This is a genomic window from Kitasatospora sp. NPDC059408, assembly GCF_042751525.1.
Taxonomy (GTDB): domain Bacteria; phylum Actinomycetota; class Actinomycetes; order Streptomycetales; family Streptomycetaceae; genus Kitasatospora.
The window spans coordinates 55216-70304 of the sequence record NZ_JBHYWI010000024.1; the positions used below are offsets into that span (position 1 = coordinate 55216).

Here is a 15089-nt window from a genome sequence, read left to right on the forward strand (position 1 = left end):
GCCCGTGAAGGCCGTCCCGGAGCGCGCCGACGACCAGGCGGTGGCCCCTGCACGCGCGCCGGCCGCCCAGCACGGGGACGGCCCGCCGCCCGCACGGGGGAGGCTCGACCCGCACGCGCTGCGGCGCCTCCAGGCGGGGGCGGGCAATGCAGCGGTGTCCCGGTTGGTCGCGCAGCGGGCGGTGCAGCCCGTCCAGCGCCTCGCCTCCGGCCTTCCGGAGGCACCCGCGAAGACCCAGCCGCAGGACGATCCCCGCTTCCGCGCCGCCGCCGGCGAGATCCGAGCCAAGGGACGGGCCCTCGCCGGACATCCCCCGCCCGCCGCCGAGGCGCGTGCGGCTCAGGACGCCGCCGTCGCCCCGGCCGACGACCGGGAGGCGCAGGCCAAGGCGGCGCAGGTCGGCCGGATGGACGCCGCGAAGCCCGGCGCGTTCGACAAGGCCGCCTTCGTGGCCGCCGTGGAGCGGGCGGTGGCCGCCCAGGCGCCGAAGAACCTCGACGAGGCCGACTCCTTCGCCTCCTCCGGCCGGGCCGACGGGATCAGGAGCCAGGTGCTCGGTCAGGTCACCGCCGGCCGGCAGGCCTCGGCCCGGGACGTCGCCGAGCGGGCGGCCGAGCCTCCGGACCCGTCCCGCGTGCTCGAACGGCCGGTCACCGCCCTGCCCGAGCGCCCCGCCGCCGTCGCCCCGCCCGCTCCCGACCCCGCCGCGATGGCCGTCGCCCCGGCCCCGCCCCCGCAGACCGACCTCTCCGCCACCCCGCAGCGCACCGACGCCACCATGGCCGAGTCCGGCCTCACGCCCGCCCGACTCGCCGCCTCCAACGAGCCGCAGTTCGAATCCGCCCTCGCCGCCAAGCAGGCCGCCGACCACCACGCCGCCACCGCCCCTGCCGCCCTCCGCGCTGCCGAGCAGCAGAAGGTGGCGGCCGAGCGTTCCGCCGCGTCGGCGCTGGGGGCGGCGGGGATGCAGGGAATGGCGGCGGCCCGGACCACGACCGGCGCGCACGTGACGGCCGGCCAGGCCGCCGCCAAGGCCCGGGACGAGGAGGCGCGGGCGAAGGTCTCCGCCGAGCTGAAGGCCGTCTACGACGGGACGAAGTCCGATGTCGACAAGCTGCTCGCCGACCTCGACGGCCAGGTGGGCGCCGCCTTCGACCAGGGCGAGGCCCAGGCCAAGGCGGCCTTCACCGCCGATCACCAGGCCCGGATGCAGCGGTACAAGGACGAGCGGTACGCCGGGGTCTCGGGCGCGGCGCGGTGGGTCGCCGACAAGTTCACCGGCCTTCCGGCGGAGGCGGGCCGGATCTTCCAACTCTCGCGCGCCCTCTACGAGTCCAGGATGCGTGCGGTCATCTCGGACGTCGCCGATCTGATTGGCCGTCAACTTAACACCGCCAAGGCGAGGATCGCGCGCGGACGGGAGGCGACCGCCGGGATCGTCGCCCGGCAGCCGCGCGAACTCCAGCGCTTCGCCGCCGACGCGGCCCGGGAGTTCGGCGGGCGGTTCGCGGAGCTGGATTCGGCCGTCGACGACAAGTCCAAGGCCCTGGTGGACGACCTCGCCCAGCGCTACACCGCCGCGCGCAGCGCCGTCGACGACGAGATCAAGGCCCTCCAGGCCGAGGACAAGGGCTTGCTGGACGCCGCGATGGACGCCCTCGCCGAGACCGCCGCGACCGTCAAGCAGCTCGCCGACCTGCTCGCGGGCGTCGCCTCGCGAGCGGCCGGCGCGGTGCAGCGGATCATCGCGAAGCCGATCGAGTTCCTCGGCCACCTCGTCGACGCCGTCAAGTCCGGCGTCCTCGGCTTCGCCGCCCGGGCCGGCGAGCACCTGAAGCAGGGCCTGAAGGACTGGCTGCTGGGCCGGTTGGCGGCCGGTGGCATCGAACTCCCGGAGGCCCTGGACGCCAAGGGCATCCTCAAGCTCGTCCTGTCGGTCCTCGGCCTGACCTGGGCCAACATCCGGGCCCGCGTGGTGCGGCAGATCCCCGAACCGGCGATGCGGGCGCTGGAGGGCTCCTTCGAGATGGTCCGGGTCCTGATGGCGGAGGGCGTCGGCGGCCTCTGGCGCTGGATCCTCGGGAAGCTCGGCGACCTCAAGGACACGGTGATCGGCGCGATCAAGGACTTCGTCCTGGAGAAGATCGTCACCGCCGGCGTCACGTGGATCGTCTCCCTGCTCAACCCGGCCTCCGCCTTCGTCCGGGCGTGCAAGGCGATCTACGACGTCATCATGTTCTTCGTCCACCAGGCCGCCCGGCTCAAGGACTTCGTCGACACCGTCCTGGACTCGATCGAGGGCATCGCGGCGGGCGCCGGAGGCGGCATCCCCGCGAAGATCGAAGCGGCCCTGGCGAAGGCGCTGCCCCTGGTCCTGGACTTCCTCGCGAGCCTGCTGGGCCTCGGCGGCATCTCGGAGAAGATCCGGGGCATCCTGGAGAAGGTCCAGGCCCCGGTGACGAAGGCCGTCGACTGGGTGATCGGCAAGATCGTCGCGGCGGGGAAGAGCCTCCTGGGCAGGGCGAGGAGCAAGGCTCAGGGGGAGGACACCCCCGAGGGGAAGCAGCGTCGGCTGGATCGCGGGGTGGATGCGGCCGCGCGGCTGCTCGGACGGGTCTCCGGAAGTCCAGTAGGCATCAAGGCGATTCCGGTGCTGTTCGCCGGGATCAAGTCGAGATACGGGATGACCGAACTCGTTCCAGCGGTTCGGAACGGCGCGTGGTCGGTGCGCGGGGCGGTGAACCCGACCAAGTCGGTCGACACCTCGTCGGCCGCGCGGATGGCCCTCGACGTGAGTGACATCGAATTCGGCCAGAGCACGCCGACCGTGGCACAGGTGTGGATGTGCGGAGAGTTCGTCGGGACGTTCAGATCCGGTGGCGGCCTGCACGCCGAACAGCGCGCCATCGCGGCGATCCGTGCGAAGGGCTGGACGGGAATTCGCGAATGGCCCGTCGGCAGAGTGATCAGGATGGACATCAGCCGGTCCCCGTGCGGTCCTGGAGTGCCGGATCTCGCCGACAACCGGAATCACGACTGTGCACACGCCCTTCAGACGGCCGCCCGGGAGCAGAACGCCCGCCTGACGCTGCGGCTGGCGAGCCTCTACGAAGGGCGTGACCATCAGGCAGGGCAATCCGTGGCGAACATCCAGATGCTGCTCGAAGAAGGCCATCGGGTGGAGCCGTGGAACATCCTGGAAGAAATCAACAAGGGTAGGCACGGCAAGCTCACGATGGAATCCCTGACCCCCGAAGTCCGGGTCAGGTTGGCGCGGAAGGCCGAGATCGTCAACGAGGCGATCGATGCCGTCGGCGGAAGTGCGCGTGCTTGAAGACCGATCCATGTGCTGATTGCCCGATCGGGCACGGGGGGAGACCCGATAGGCCGTACCGGCGGTCATGACCTTGGTCGCCCCGGGATACCAGGCTGGGCGTGGCCGGTTGGGTCCGAAGGGGGCTGAGGGATGCCGTCGTATTTGTCGCCGGGCGTCTACGTCGAAGAGGTCGAGGCGGGTTCGCGTCCGATCGAGGGGGTCGGGACGGCGGTCGCGGCGTTCGTGGGCCTGGCGCCGTGCGGGCCGCCGAACACGCCCACGCTGGTGACCAACTGGAGCCAGTACACCCGGGAGTTCGGGGAGTTCGCCGACGGCTGCTACCTCGCGCACGCGGTCTACGCGTACTTCCTCAACGGCGGCGGCGTCTGCTACGTCGTCCGGGTCGGCGGCGGGAACGCGGCCGCGCCGCCGTCCCCGGGGCCGGCCAAGCGCCGGGGAGGCAAGGCCACGCTCGGCGGGTTCCAGGTCGCCGCGCTGCCGGGTGCGGGCGAGGGACTGTCGGTCGAGGTCGCGGACGCCGCCGGAGAGTCGCCGGGCGAGGACGCGTTCACGCTGCGGGTCAAGCGCGGCGAGCAGGTCGAGGAGAGCTTCGACGTGTCCGCGAAGCGGGGCCAGCGCACCTACGTGGTGGCGGTGGTCCGGGAGCGTTCGCGGCTGATCGCCGTGGAGGAGGCCGGCGCCCAGGCCGCGGCCCGTCCGGCGAACCAGGAAGTGGCCGTCCCGGCGCCCCCCGCGCAGCCGCAGCCCGTCGGGAGCGCCCCGACGCCCGCCGAGTACGTCGGCAGCGCCGACGACCGCACGGGCCTCGGCGGCCTGGAGGCGGTGGACGAGATCACGATGGTCGCCGTCCCCGACCTGATGAGCGCCTACGAGCAGGGCACGCTGGACGCCGACCAGGTCAAGGCGGTGCAGCACGCCCTGATCGCGCACTGCGAGCTGATGGGCAACCGCGTCGCGATCCTCGACCCCCTGCCAGACCTGACCCCGCAGCAGGTCAAGGAGTGGCGGACGGTCGGCGCCGGCTACGACTCCAAGCACGCTGCCCTGTACTACCCGTGGCTGAAGGTCGCGGACCCGTCCGACGGCCGGCTGCGGTTCGTGCCGCCGAGCGGCGCGATGGCGGGCGTGTGGGCGCGCAACGACGAGAGCCGGGGCGTGCACAAGGCACCCGCGAACGAGGTGGTGCGCGGCGCCGTCGACCTCGCCGTCAACCTGACCAAGGGCGAGCACGACCTGCTCAACCCGATCGGCGTCAACTGCATCCGGGCCTTCCCGGGCCGGGGCATCCGGGTCTGGGGTGCGCGCACCCTCTCCTCCGACCCGAGCTGGCGCTACCTGAACGTCCGCCGGCTCTTCAACTACCTGGAGGAGTCGATCCTGATCGGCACCCAGTGGGTGGTGTTCGAGCCGAACGACGACGCGCTGTGGGCGCGCATCCGGCGGACGATCTCCGCGTTCCTGGTGAACGAGTGGCGCAAGGGCGCGCTGTTCGGCCTCACGCCCGAGGAGGCGTTCTACGTGAAGTGCGACCGGGAGACCAACCCGGCCGAGGGCATCGACGCCGGGCAGGTGATCTGCGAGATCGGCGTCGCGCCGGTGAAGCCCGCCGAATTCGTGGTCTTCCGGCTCTCCCAGTTCTCCGGTGGGACGAGCCTCGTCAACGAGTGAGTACCCGTCGGCGGGTGAGTACTCGTCGACCAGTGAGCAGGGAAAGGCGGTTGGCGCGCGATGGCACTTCCCGACCAGGACAGTTCGGTCGGCCACTCCTTCGGCCTGGAGTTCGACGGTGTGGTGATCAAACAGATCAGCGAGGTGACGGGCCTGAAGATGGAACAGGACGTCATCGAGCTGAAGGCGAACACCGCGGACGGCAAGTACGTGGTCAAGAAGCTCCCCGGCCGCCCGAAGGCGGGCGAGGTCACGCTGACCCGTGGCCTGACCGGCGACAGCAGCTTCGAGAAGTGGATCAAGGACTCCCGCTTCGGCAAGATGGCGCAGGTCAGGAAGGGCGGCGCGATCATCGTCTTCGACTACGAGGGCAACGCGATCAAGCGCTACAACCTCGTCAACGCCTGGCCGAAGAGCCTGGAGATCGGCTCGCTCAAGGCCGGCGACACCAGCGTGCTCACGGAGAAGATCGTCATCACGTACGAATCCATGGACGTGGCTTGAGGCGGCCCTGATGCGACGACAGATGGCCGCCCCGCCCGGGGCGGAACGGGTGGCCGAGCCGGTCGCGTCCGCCGGCGGGCAGCGGGAGCCGATGCGGACCGAGTTCGCGTTCGAGCTGCCGCGCGGGTACCTGGACGACTCCGGACAGGTGCACCGCTCCGGCGTCATGCGGCTCGCGACGGCCCGGGACGAACTGGTGCCGCTGCGGGACGACCGGGTGCGGGAGAACCCCGCGTACCTCTCCGTGGTGCTCCTCGGGCGGGTGGTCACCCGGATCGGGGGCGTCACGGACGTGCACGCGGGCGTCATCGAGGACCTGTTCGCCTCCGACCTGGCGTTCCTCCAGGACTTCTACCGCCGGATCAACGCCGAGGGACACACCCGTGCGCAGGTCACCTGCCCGTCCTGCTCCTGCGACTTCGCGGTCGACCTCGCCGGCGGCCGCCTGGGGGAATCGTGACGTACGCGACCGAGCGGTTGTACGAGGAGGTCGCGTACGTCGCCTACCACTTCCACTGGCCGCTGGACTCGATCCTGGACCTGGAACACCCCGAACGGCTGCGCTTCGTCGCACAGATCGGCCGGCTCAACGCCCTGGCCGCGCAGGGACGGTGAGGCGGCGGTGTGGGGGTGGCTGAGGAGGGGGCGGTCCGTCGGCCCTGGGCCGGTATCGCAGTCGGTGCCGCAGTCGGCGGCGCAGGCGGCGGCACGGGGCCCGAGGGGCGGCTGGCGCGAGGTGCCGGTGCAGCGGCTCACCTTCGGCGCGCCGGAGCTCGTCACGGACCCGGCGGGCTTCCGGGACGGGCTGACGAGCCGGCAGGACCCTTCCTTCCTCGGGCCGCTCGGCCACCTCGTCCACCCGGCTGCGCCGGGCGGGACGGGGGACGGGCTGGTGCGGCCGGCGGGCGGTGCGGGCGGTGTGGCGCGGGAGGCGGGGGCGGAGGCGGCTGGGCCGGATCCGTCGTCGGTGTCGGCTGGGGTGGTCGTGGAGCCGTCGGTCGTGGAGCCGGTGGTTGCGGGGCCGTCGGGCCTGGAGTCGCCGCTCGTGGAGCCCGTGGTTGCGGGGCGGTCGGTCGTGCCGGCATCGGGCGTCGAGCCGTCGGGTGTGGAGCCGATGGTCGTGCCGTCGGCGCCGGGTGCGGCCATGACGGTGGTCGCGCGGTCGGTCGAGCAACTGCCGGTGCGGAAACTGGCGGCCGCCGCAGTGCCGGAGCGGCCCCTCGTCGGCGAATCGGCGCCTGAGACGGCAGCGACGGCAGCGACGGCAGCGACGGCAGAGATGGCCGCAACGGAGGCGTCGGCGGTTCCGGCGGTTCCGGTGCAGCGAGTCGAGGAACCGCAGCGGAGGGAGGGCGCACCGTCGACGATGCCGCCTCCCGCCGTGCAGCGGTCGGCGCAGGCGGGACAGCGGGCGGCGGATGCGGTACCCCCGCCGAGCCGCCGGTTGGGCCTCGGCGCACCGCTCGCGTCTCGTCCTGCCGTGCAGCGGGCGGCGGAGGCGGGCGGCTCCGGAACCCTTCCGCCGGTTCGGGCGATTCCGAGTGGCAATCCGGGCCTGCCGCACGTCTCACGGCGGTCGGGCGGGCTCGGTGCGCCGTTGCCGGGTCCGTCGCCGACCGTGCAGCGGGCGGCAGGAGAGGCGCAGCCGGTCGTGCCGCAACTGGAAGACGCCCCACCGCCGATGGTTGCGGCGGTCGGACCTCCCGGGACCACGGCGTCGGTACGGCCGGACGACGGGCCTGCGCCCGAGCCGGAGTCCCTGCCCGTGGCACCGTTGGTGGGCGAGGTGCCGGTCGTAGCGGCGAACCCGCCGGTGCAGCCGGAGCATTGGTCGGGCGACGTCGCCGTGCCGTCGGCGAGTGGAGCAACGCCGTCGGCGGCAGGGAGGCTTGGCGGTTCGGGGCTCCGGAAGGAGTCGGGTGCGCCGGTCCAGCGTTCGGTTGGACCGGAGGACGCGGGGTTCGTGGCGCCGCTGGTCGGTGGCTCAACGCCGGCGGTGGTTGGTGGAGTTGGTGGGCCGACGTCGGGTACGGCGGCCGGTCCGGAAGGTGCGGGGTCCGTCGCGCCGCTGGTCGGTGGCTCAACGCCGGCGGTGGTTGGTGGAGTTGGTGGGCCGACGTCGGGTACGCCGGTGCAGCGCTCGGCCGGGCCGGAGGGCGCGGGGCTCGTGGCGCCGACGGTCGGCGACGGGGTGCCGGCGAGTGGTGGGGGTGCGTCCGTGGCGCTCCCGAAGGCCGCCGATGTCGCCGCCGGCGGAGCGCACGGATCTCCGCAACTGCCCGTGAGGCCCGTGAGGTTGCAGCGGATGCAGCCCCCGGAGGGTGAGTCCGCCAGTGTCGCCGACCCGGCCGTGATCACCGCGAGCGCACCGAGCATCGGGCTCGTCGGTGAACGTGGGCTGCAGCTCCGTTCGGCTCCCGCGCCGCAGGCGGCTCCTCCCGGCGCTGTGACGGCCGAGCCGAGTGCCGTCCCGGTCGTCTGGGCACCGGCCGCCCGCGTCGAGCCGGCCGGCGCCGTTCGCCGAGCGGACCCGTCGACGCCCGTCCAGCGCCGTACCTCCCCACTGCTGCCGTTGCAGGGTCTCGGCGAGAACTACCAGGCCTCGCCGCCGGCCGTGCCGCCGCCACAGGTCAGGACTCCCGCCGACCCGGGAACGGTCGCCGTGGCCGCGGGCATCGCCCAGCGGATGCCCGACGGGTCCGTGGTCTTCGCGCCGCCGGCCTCCCAGCAGGCCGAGCCGCCGCCGCCCGAACCGCCGCCCCCGCCCGTCCAGCGCGCGGAAGCCCACACCACGGCCGCACCCACGGCCGCACCCACGGCCGCACCCACGGCCGCACCCACAGCTCCACCCGAAAGCACCGACGAGCTCGTCCGCCGCCTGATCGACCCCCTGGGCCGCCTGCTCCGGGCCGAGCTCCGGCAGGACCGCGAGCGCGCCGGCCTCCGCTTCGACACCCACCCCTACCACTGAGAGGAGCCCCGCGATGGCCGACGACGACCCGGCGGTGAGCGTGTGCTTCATCGTCGAGATCGACGACTTCAAGCTCGGGACGTTCAACTCCTGCGAGGGGCTGGGCTGCGAGGTGGTGATGGAGCAGCGCGAGGAGGGCGGCAACAACGGGTACGTGTGGCAACTCCCGTCCCGCATCAAGTACTCGACCATCAAGCTGACCCGTCCCGTCACCAAGGACACCGAGAAGGTGACCCGCTGGATCGCGGGCATGGTGTCCGGGGTGACGCGCAAGACCGGCCACATCAGTGCGATGACGGCGGACGGCCGGGTGGTCGCCCGGTGGAGCCTGCTGGACGTGGTGCCGGTGCGCTGGCAGGGGCCGTCGCTGAGCCCGGAGACGCCCAAGGTGGCGACCGAGACGCTGGAGATCGCGCACCACGGCTTCCTCGACCCGGACCGGGCCTGAGGCCACGTCCGACGGCCCGAACGTCCAACGGCCCGAACGTCCGACGGCCCGAGAGCCCGACGGCCCGAGAGCCCGACGGCCTGAAAGGAGAGCGGCATGCCGTCCTCACCCGTGGTCTTCTCCGCCGGCGCGACCGGCGGCGGTCCGGCCGGTGCCCGGCCGAAGCTGGAGCGGGCGTACCTGGAGCTGCGCCATCCGCCCGCCGACGGCGGCACGACGACGCCCGGACCCCGGATCGACAAGATCGACTTCCAGTTCAACCCCCGGGAGCTCGCTCTCGCCAAGTCCGCGAAGTGGGAGCGCAAGACGTCGAAGGGCGCCCGGAAGGCGGGGCCGGTCGAGTTCAAGGGGGCCGAGCCCAGCAAGCTGTCGCTGGAGATGTTCTTCGACACCACCGATCACCCCTCCGACCGGGTGGTCAAGGCGGTGGAGCAGCTGTTCGCGTGCTGCGTGCCGACGGCCCAGAGCCACGGCAAGCAGCAGGGCGTACCGCCGTGGGTGATCTTCCACTGGGGCGGGCTGACCGGCTTCCTCGCGTACGTGAGCCAGGTGCAGGCCAAGTACACACTGTTCACGGCCGGCGGTCTGCCGGTGCGCGCCGTGTGCCAGGTGACCCTGGAGGAGATCAGCGGCGAGCTCCCCGGCCAGAACCCGTCCTCGGGCGCACTCGCCGCCCGCCGTGTGCACCGCGTCGTGGCGGGGGACACCCTGGCCCTGCTGGCGTGGCGCGAGTACGGCGATCCGGCGGCCTGGCGGGCGATCGCCGAGGCGAACGGCATCGACGATCCGATGCGGCTGAACCCCGGCACCGAACTGCTGCTGCCCGGCGCGGAGGAGATCGCGCACGGGAACGGCCCGATGAACCGCGGGAGGCGCTGACCATGGCCGGTGAGGCCTTCGCGAACACGCTCGCCGTCGAGGTCGGCGGGCAGCCGCTCGCCGCTGCCGTCGCCGAGCTCCTCGTCTCCGCCCACGTGGACGGCAGCCGTCACCTGCCGGACCTCTTCGTGCTGCGCTTCCGCGACCCGCACCACCTGGTCCTGGCCAAGGCGGGCCTGACGATCGGCGTGCAGGTGAAGCTGTTCGCGCGGGTCGCCGACGACCCGCAGCGCGAGCTGCTGGTGTCCGGGGAGGTCACCGCGCTGGAGGTGGACGCGGACGCGACGGGCACGTTCACCGTCGTCCGCGGGCTGGACCACTCGCACCGGCTGCTGCGCGGGCGCCGGGTGGTCGGCTACCGGCAGATGACGGCCTCCGACGTCGCGACGGCCGTCGCGCGCCGGGCCGGGCTGCGACTCGGCACGGTCGACGCGACGACGACCGTCCACCCGCACCTGGCCCAGGCCGGGCTCACCGACTGGGAGTTCCTGGGCCGCCTGGCCGTCCGGTCGGGCCGGGAGGTGGCCGTGGTGGACGGCCGGTTCCACTTCCGCCGTCCGACCCCGGCCGCCGGTGCGCCGGGCACGTCGACGTCCGTCCGGGCCAGCCCGTTCGTCCTGGAACTGGGCCGCAACCTGCTGCGCTGCCACGCCGTCGTCACGTCCGCCGACCAGGTGCGGGAGGTGGAGGCGCGCGGCTGGGACGTGCAGGCCAAGCGCGCGGTGGTCGCGCACGCGCCGGCCGGCGCCAGTGACCTGCTCGCGCTCGGACTGACGCCGGCCCGGGTCGCCGAGCCCTTCGGGGACGCGGCGTTCCTGGCCGTCGACGTCCCGTTCGGGGCGCAGGCCGAGGCGGACCGGGCGGCGCGCTCGCTGGCCGCCGACCTGGCGGCGTCGTTCGCGGAGCTGTCGGCGGTGGCGATGGGCATCCCCCGGCTGCGGGCGGGCAGTGCGGTGACGCTGACGAACGTCGGGACGCCGTTCGAGGGCAAGTACACCGTCACCGCGGTCCGGCACGTGTTCGATCCGGGGGTCGGCTACCAGACGTGGATCACCGTGAGCGGCCGCACCGACCGCTCGCTCCTCGGCCTGACGGCGGGCGGGGGCCGGCCCCGGGACCGGGTGGCGGGGCTGGTCAACGCGACGGTGACGGACACCAGGGACCCGGAGCACCAGGGCCGGGTGCGGCTGGCGTTCCCGTGGCTCTCGGACGACTACGTCAGCGACTGGGCCCGGACGGCGCAGTCCGGCGGCAAGGGCGGGGGCGGGGTGTTCGGCCCGGAGGTGGGGGACGAGGTGCTGGTCGGCTTCGAGCAGGGCCTGGTGGACCGGCCGTACGTGATCGGCGGGCTGTACAACGGCGAGGACCGGCCGTCCCGGCACGACGTGGAGGCGGTGGACGGGACGAGCGGCGCCGTCAACCGTCGCTCGCTGGTGTCGCGCAGCGGCAACCGGCTGGAGCTCCTGGACGCCGCCGCCGGTCCGAAGGGCGTCCGGCTGTCCACCGGGGACGGCAAGGTGACGCTGCACCTGGACGGGAAGGCGACGTCCGTGGTCGTGCACAGCGACGGCACGGTGGAGATCGAGGCCAAGGAGAAGGTGACCGTCAAGGCCGCGCAGGGCGTCAGCGTCGACGCCGGGCAGGGGAAGCTCGAACTCGCCGGGGACTCCGTACGGGTGACGGCCCGCTCGGGGGTCCAACTGGACGGCGGCGCGGGCGCGGTGAAGCTGCAGACGCAGGGGCAGGTCGACGTCAGGGGCGCGACCGTCGGCGTGTCCGGGACGGCGAGCACCGAGATCAAGGGCGGCGCGACCTGCTCGATCAGTGCCGCCCTCATCAAGATCAACTGACCTCCGATGACCGACCTCCGATGAACGAGGACGAGCGAAGGAGCACCACCGATGCCACCTGCCGCCAGGGTCGGGGACCCGACCGGGCACCCCGGCGTGCTCGCCCCGCCCGGGATCCCCACCGTTCTCATCGGCGGGCAGCCCGCGGCCGTCGTCGGCACGCCGCACGTGTGCTCCTTCCCGCCGCCCGCCGTCCACCCGCCGAGCGCCGTCGCCCCGCCGTGCTGCCCGACCGTCCTGATCGGCGGCCTGCCCGCGGCCCGCGCGGGCGACCTCGCGGCCTGCGGCGCGCCGATCGTCGGTGGCTGCCCGACCGTGCTGATCGGCGGGTGAGGGTGATGGGACGTCGGTTCATCGGTGCGGGTTGGGCCTTCCCGGTCCGCACCGACCCGACCGGGTCGATCGCGCTGGTCGCCCAGGAGCGCGAGGTCGAGGAGAGCATCCGGCTGATCCTCTCCACCGCGCCGGGCGAGCGGCCGATGCGCCCGCTGTTCGGCTGCGCCATCCACGACCACGTCTTCGCGCCCGCCGACAGCGCCACCGCTGGTCTGATCGCCTACGAGGTGCGGCTGTCGCTGGAGCGGTGGGAGCCGCGGATCGACCTCGTGGACGTGGTCGTCGGCTTCGACGCGGTCGACTCCGGCACGCTCTGGATCGACGTCCGCTACGCGCTGCGCGGCACCAACGACCCGCGCAACCTCGTCTTCCCGTTCTACGTCATCCCCGCGCACGGCCCTGACGGCCCCGACGGCCCCGACGGCGCCGACGCTCCCGACCGCCCCGACCACCCGGGGAGCCCCTGATGCCCCTGCCGCAGCCCAACCTGGACGACCGCCGCTTCCAGGACCTCGTCGACGAGGCCAAGCGGCTCGTCCAGCAGCGCTGCCCGGAGTGGAGCGACCACAACGTCTCCGACCCGGGCGTGACGCTGATCGAGACCTTCGCCCACATGGTCGACCAGCTGATCTACCGGCTCAACCGGGTGCCCGACAAGAACCACCTGGCCTTCCTCGACCTGATCGGGGTCCGCCTGCTGCCGCCGGCCGCCGCCCGGACGGAGGTCACCTTCTGGCTCTCCGCGCCGCAGGAGCGGACCGTCCCGGTGCGGGCCGGAGCGGAGGTGGCCACCGTGCGGACCGCGACCGAGGAGGCCGTGGTCTTCTCCACCGTCCGCGAACTCGCCATCCTCCCCTGCGCGTTGACACACCTCGCGACCGCCTCCCAGGGCGCCCCGGTGGACCGCGACGCCGACCTCGCCGACGGCCGCGGCGTCGCGTGCTTCGCCGCCGTCCCGGTGCCCGGCGACGTCCTGCTCTTCGGCCTCTCGCAGGCCGTGCCGCACTGCCTCGTGGCGCTGCGCCTGGAGTTCCCGGTCAGCGGGCACGGCATCAACCCCGACCACCCGCCGCTCGCCTGGGAGGCCTGGACCGGCGACGGCTGGGCGGGCTGCGCCGTCCAGCGGGACACCACCGGCGGCTTCAACCGGCCCGGCGACGTCATCCTCCGGCTGCCGCCCGACCACGCCGCCTCGGTGGAGGCCCGTCACCGGGCCGGCTGGCTGCGCTGCCGGATCACCGCGCCGGTCCCCGGCCGCCCGTCCTACTCCGCGACGCCGGTGCTGATCTCCGCCGAGGCGTTCACGGTCGGCGGCACCACGACCGCCGTCCACGCGGAGCGCGTCGAGGGCGAGGCCCTCGGCCGCTCCGACGGGCTGCCGGGCCAGACCTTCACCCTCGCCCGCCCGCCCGTGGTCGCCGGCGGCGAGCCGGTCACCGTCGAGACCACCGGCACCGACGGGACGCAGGAGTGGCAGGAGGTGGAGGACTTCGCCCGCTCGGCCTCCGAGGACCGCCACTTCCGGCTCGACCGCAGCACCGGCGAGATCGCCTTCGGCCCGGCCGTGCGCGAACCCGACGGCACGCTCCGCCGGTACGGCGCGGTGCCGCCCGAGGGCACGGCGGTCCGGGTCCGCGCGTACGCCACCGGCGGCGGGCGCCGCGGCAACGTCGCCCGCGGCGCGCTGGCCGTGCTGCGCACCTCCGTCCCGTACGTGGCCCGGGTGGAGAACGCGCGGGCGGCGGAGGGCGGCGTCGACGGCGAGGACGTCGCGGGTGCCCGGCTGCGCGGCCCGATCGTGCTGCGCACGCGCCGCCGGGCCGTCACCGCCGAGGACTACGAGGAGCTGGCGCGCGAGGCCGCGCCCGCCGTCGGCCGGGTGCGCTGCGTCGCCACCGAGACCGGGCCGGACGCCGGCGGGGTGCGGGTGCTGCTCGTGCCGAACGCCGAGGACGACGGCGAGGGCCGTCTGGCCTTCGCCCAACTAGCCTGCTCGCAGGAGTTGTTGGAGCAGGTCACCGGCTACCTGGACGAACGCAGGCTGCTCGGCGCGAGGCTGCTGGTGGAGCCGCCGCACTACCAGGGCGTCACGGTCGTCGCCGCGCTGAGGGCCAGGCCGCGGAGCACGCCGGGCGCCGTGCAGCGGGCCGCGCTGGCCGCGCTCCACCGCCACCTCCACCCGCTCACCGGCGGGCCGGACGGCACCGGCTGGCCGTTCGGCCGCCCGCTGCACGCCGGCGAGGTCTTCGCCGTGCTGCAGCGGGTGCCAGGCGTCGAACTGGTCGAGAGCGTCCGGTTGTTCCCGGCCGACCCGGAACACGGCCACCGCGGCGAGGCCACCGACCGGATCCACCTCGCCCCGCACGCCCTGGTGTTCTCGTACGAGCACCAGGTCCGCGTCGCGGCGGAATGAGGACGGATGCCGACCCGGTCGCACGGACGCGGTCCCGTCCCGGACCTGCCCAGCCGCCACCCGCTCGGGGCGCAGCTTCCCGGCGTCTACGCCGACGACGGGGACGGCGCGGGGGAGAACCTGTTCCTCCAGCGCTTCACGGGCGCGCTGGACGAGGTCCTCGCGCCGGTGCTGTGCACGCTGGACAACCTGGCCGCGTACTTCGATCCCCGGCTCGCGCCGCCGGACTTCCTCGCCTACCTGGCGCAGTGGGTCGGCGCGCCGTCCGGGCCGGACCTCCCGCCGGAGCGGCGGCGCGCCGCCGTCGTCCACGCGGCGGCGCTGCACGCGGTGCGCGGGACGCGGGCGGGGCTGGCCGCACAGCTGCGGCTGGTGTTCGGGGTGGAGCCGGAGATCGACGAGAGCGGTGGGGCCCGGTGGTCGGCCCGGCCGGACGCGGCGCTGCCGGGGGAGGCCGCGCCCCGGCTGGTGGTGCGGCTGCGGGTGCCGGACCCGGCGGTCGTGGACCTGCGGGCGGTGCGGGAGCTGGTGGCCGCCAACCGGCCGGCGCACGTGCCGTTCACGGTCGAGGTGGTGGCGGCGCGGCCCGGGAGGGCCGGGGAGGAGGACGGGCACCATGACGACGTGTGAGCACTGCGGGCAGCCCTGCGCGCGGGGCGAGGACTTCTGCGGCGCGTGCGGGG

13 protein-coding genes are annotated in these 15089 nt (G+C 74.0%); all 13 read left to right on the forward strand.

Annotated elements, in window-relative coordinates:
- Positions 1–4 precede the first annotated feature (4 nt).
- Positions 5–3334 (forward strand): hypothetical protein, encoded by a 3330-nt coding sequence (locus ACFXDE_RS18080; protein WP_380495340.1) that lies wholly within the window; start codon positions 5–7, stop codon positions 3332–3334.
- A gap of 132 nt (positions 3335–3466) precedes the next feature.
- Complete coding sequence (locus ACFXDE_RS18085; RefSeq protein ID WP_380495342.1) at positions 3467–5005, forward strand: phage tail sheath family protein; 1539 nt, start codon at positions 3467–3469, stop codon at positions 5003–5005.
- 60 nt (positions 5006–5065) lie between these two features.
- Positions 5066–5509, forward strand: coding sequence for a phage tail protein (locus tag ACFXDE_RS18090; RefSeq protein ID WP_380442630.1), 444 nt, complete (start codon positions 5066–5068; stop codon positions 5507–5509).
- A gap of 10 nt (positions 5510–5519) precedes the next feature.
- Positions 5520–5969, forward strand: coding sequence for a hypothetical protein (locus tag ACFXDE_RS18095; RefSeq protein WP_380495344.1), 450 nt, complete (start codon positions 5520–5522; stop codon positions 5967–5969).
- Positions 5966–6124 carry a DUF6760 family protein gene (locus ACFXDE_RS18100; RefSeq protein ID WP_380442626.1) on the forward strand — a complete coding sequence of 53 codons (159 nt, stop codon included), beginning with the start codon at positions 5966–5968 and terminating at the stop codon, positions 6122–6124. The genes ACFXDE_RS18095 and ACFXDE_RS18100 overlap by 4 nt, the downstream gene beginning before the upstream one ends.
- Positions 6125–7814: 1690 nt before the next feature.
- Positions 7815–8480 carry a hypothetical protein gene (locus ACFXDE_RS18105; RefSeq protein WP_380495347.1) on the forward strand — a complete coding sequence of 222 codons (666 nt, stop codon included), beginning with the start codon at positions 7815–7817 and terminating at the stop codon, positions 8478–8480.
- A 13-nt stretch (positions 8481–8493) separates the two neighbouring features.
- The gene (locus ACFXDE_RS18110) at positions 8494–8928 is read left to right on the forward strand and encodes a phage tail protein (RefSeq protein ID WP_380495350.1); all 435 of its coding nucleotides are present in this window, start codon (positions 8494–8496) and stop codon (positions 8926–8928) included.
- A 96-nt stretch (positions 8929–9024) separates the two neighbouring features.
- The gene (locus ACFXDE_RS18115) at positions 9025–9807 is read left to right on the forward strand and encodes a LysM peptidoglycan-binding domain-containing protein (RefSeq protein WP_380495352.1); all 783 of its coding nucleotides are present in this window, start codon (positions 9025–9027) and stop codon (positions 9805–9807) included.
- 2 nt (positions 9808–9809) lie between these two features.
- Complete coding sequence (locus ACFXDE_RS18120) at positions 9810–11657, forward strand: VgrG-related protein (RefSeq protein ID WP_380495354.1); 1848 nt, start codon at positions 9810–9812, stop codon at positions 11655–11657.
- A gap of 51 nt (positions 11658–11708) precedes the next feature.
- Positions 11709–11990 (forward strand): PAAR domain-containing protein, encoded by a 282-nt coding sequence (locus ACFXDE_RS18125; protein ID WP_380442607.1) that lies wholly within the window; start codon positions 11709–11711, stop codon positions 11988–11990.
- Between the two features lie 5 nt (positions 11991–11995).
- Positions 11996–12460, forward strand: coding sequence for a GPW/gp25 family protein (locus tag ACFXDE_RS18130; RefSeq protein WP_380495357.1), 465 nt, complete (start codon positions 11996–11998; stop codon positions 12458–12460).
- Entirely contained in the window at positions 12460–14406 is a 1947-nt protein-coding gene (locus ACFXDE_RS18135) for a putative baseplate assembly protein (protein ID WP_380495359.1), read from the forward strand. The genes ACFXDE_RS18130 and ACFXDE_RS18135 overlap by 1 nt, the downstream gene beginning before the upstream one ends.
- 6 nt (positions 14407–14412) lie before the next feature.
- A complete protein-coding gene (locus ACFXDE_RS18140) occupies positions 14413–15036 on the forward strand; it encodes a phage tail protein (protein ID WP_380495361.1) in 624 nt (207 codons plus the stop codon).
- Positions 15037–15089: the final 53 nt, after the last annotated feature.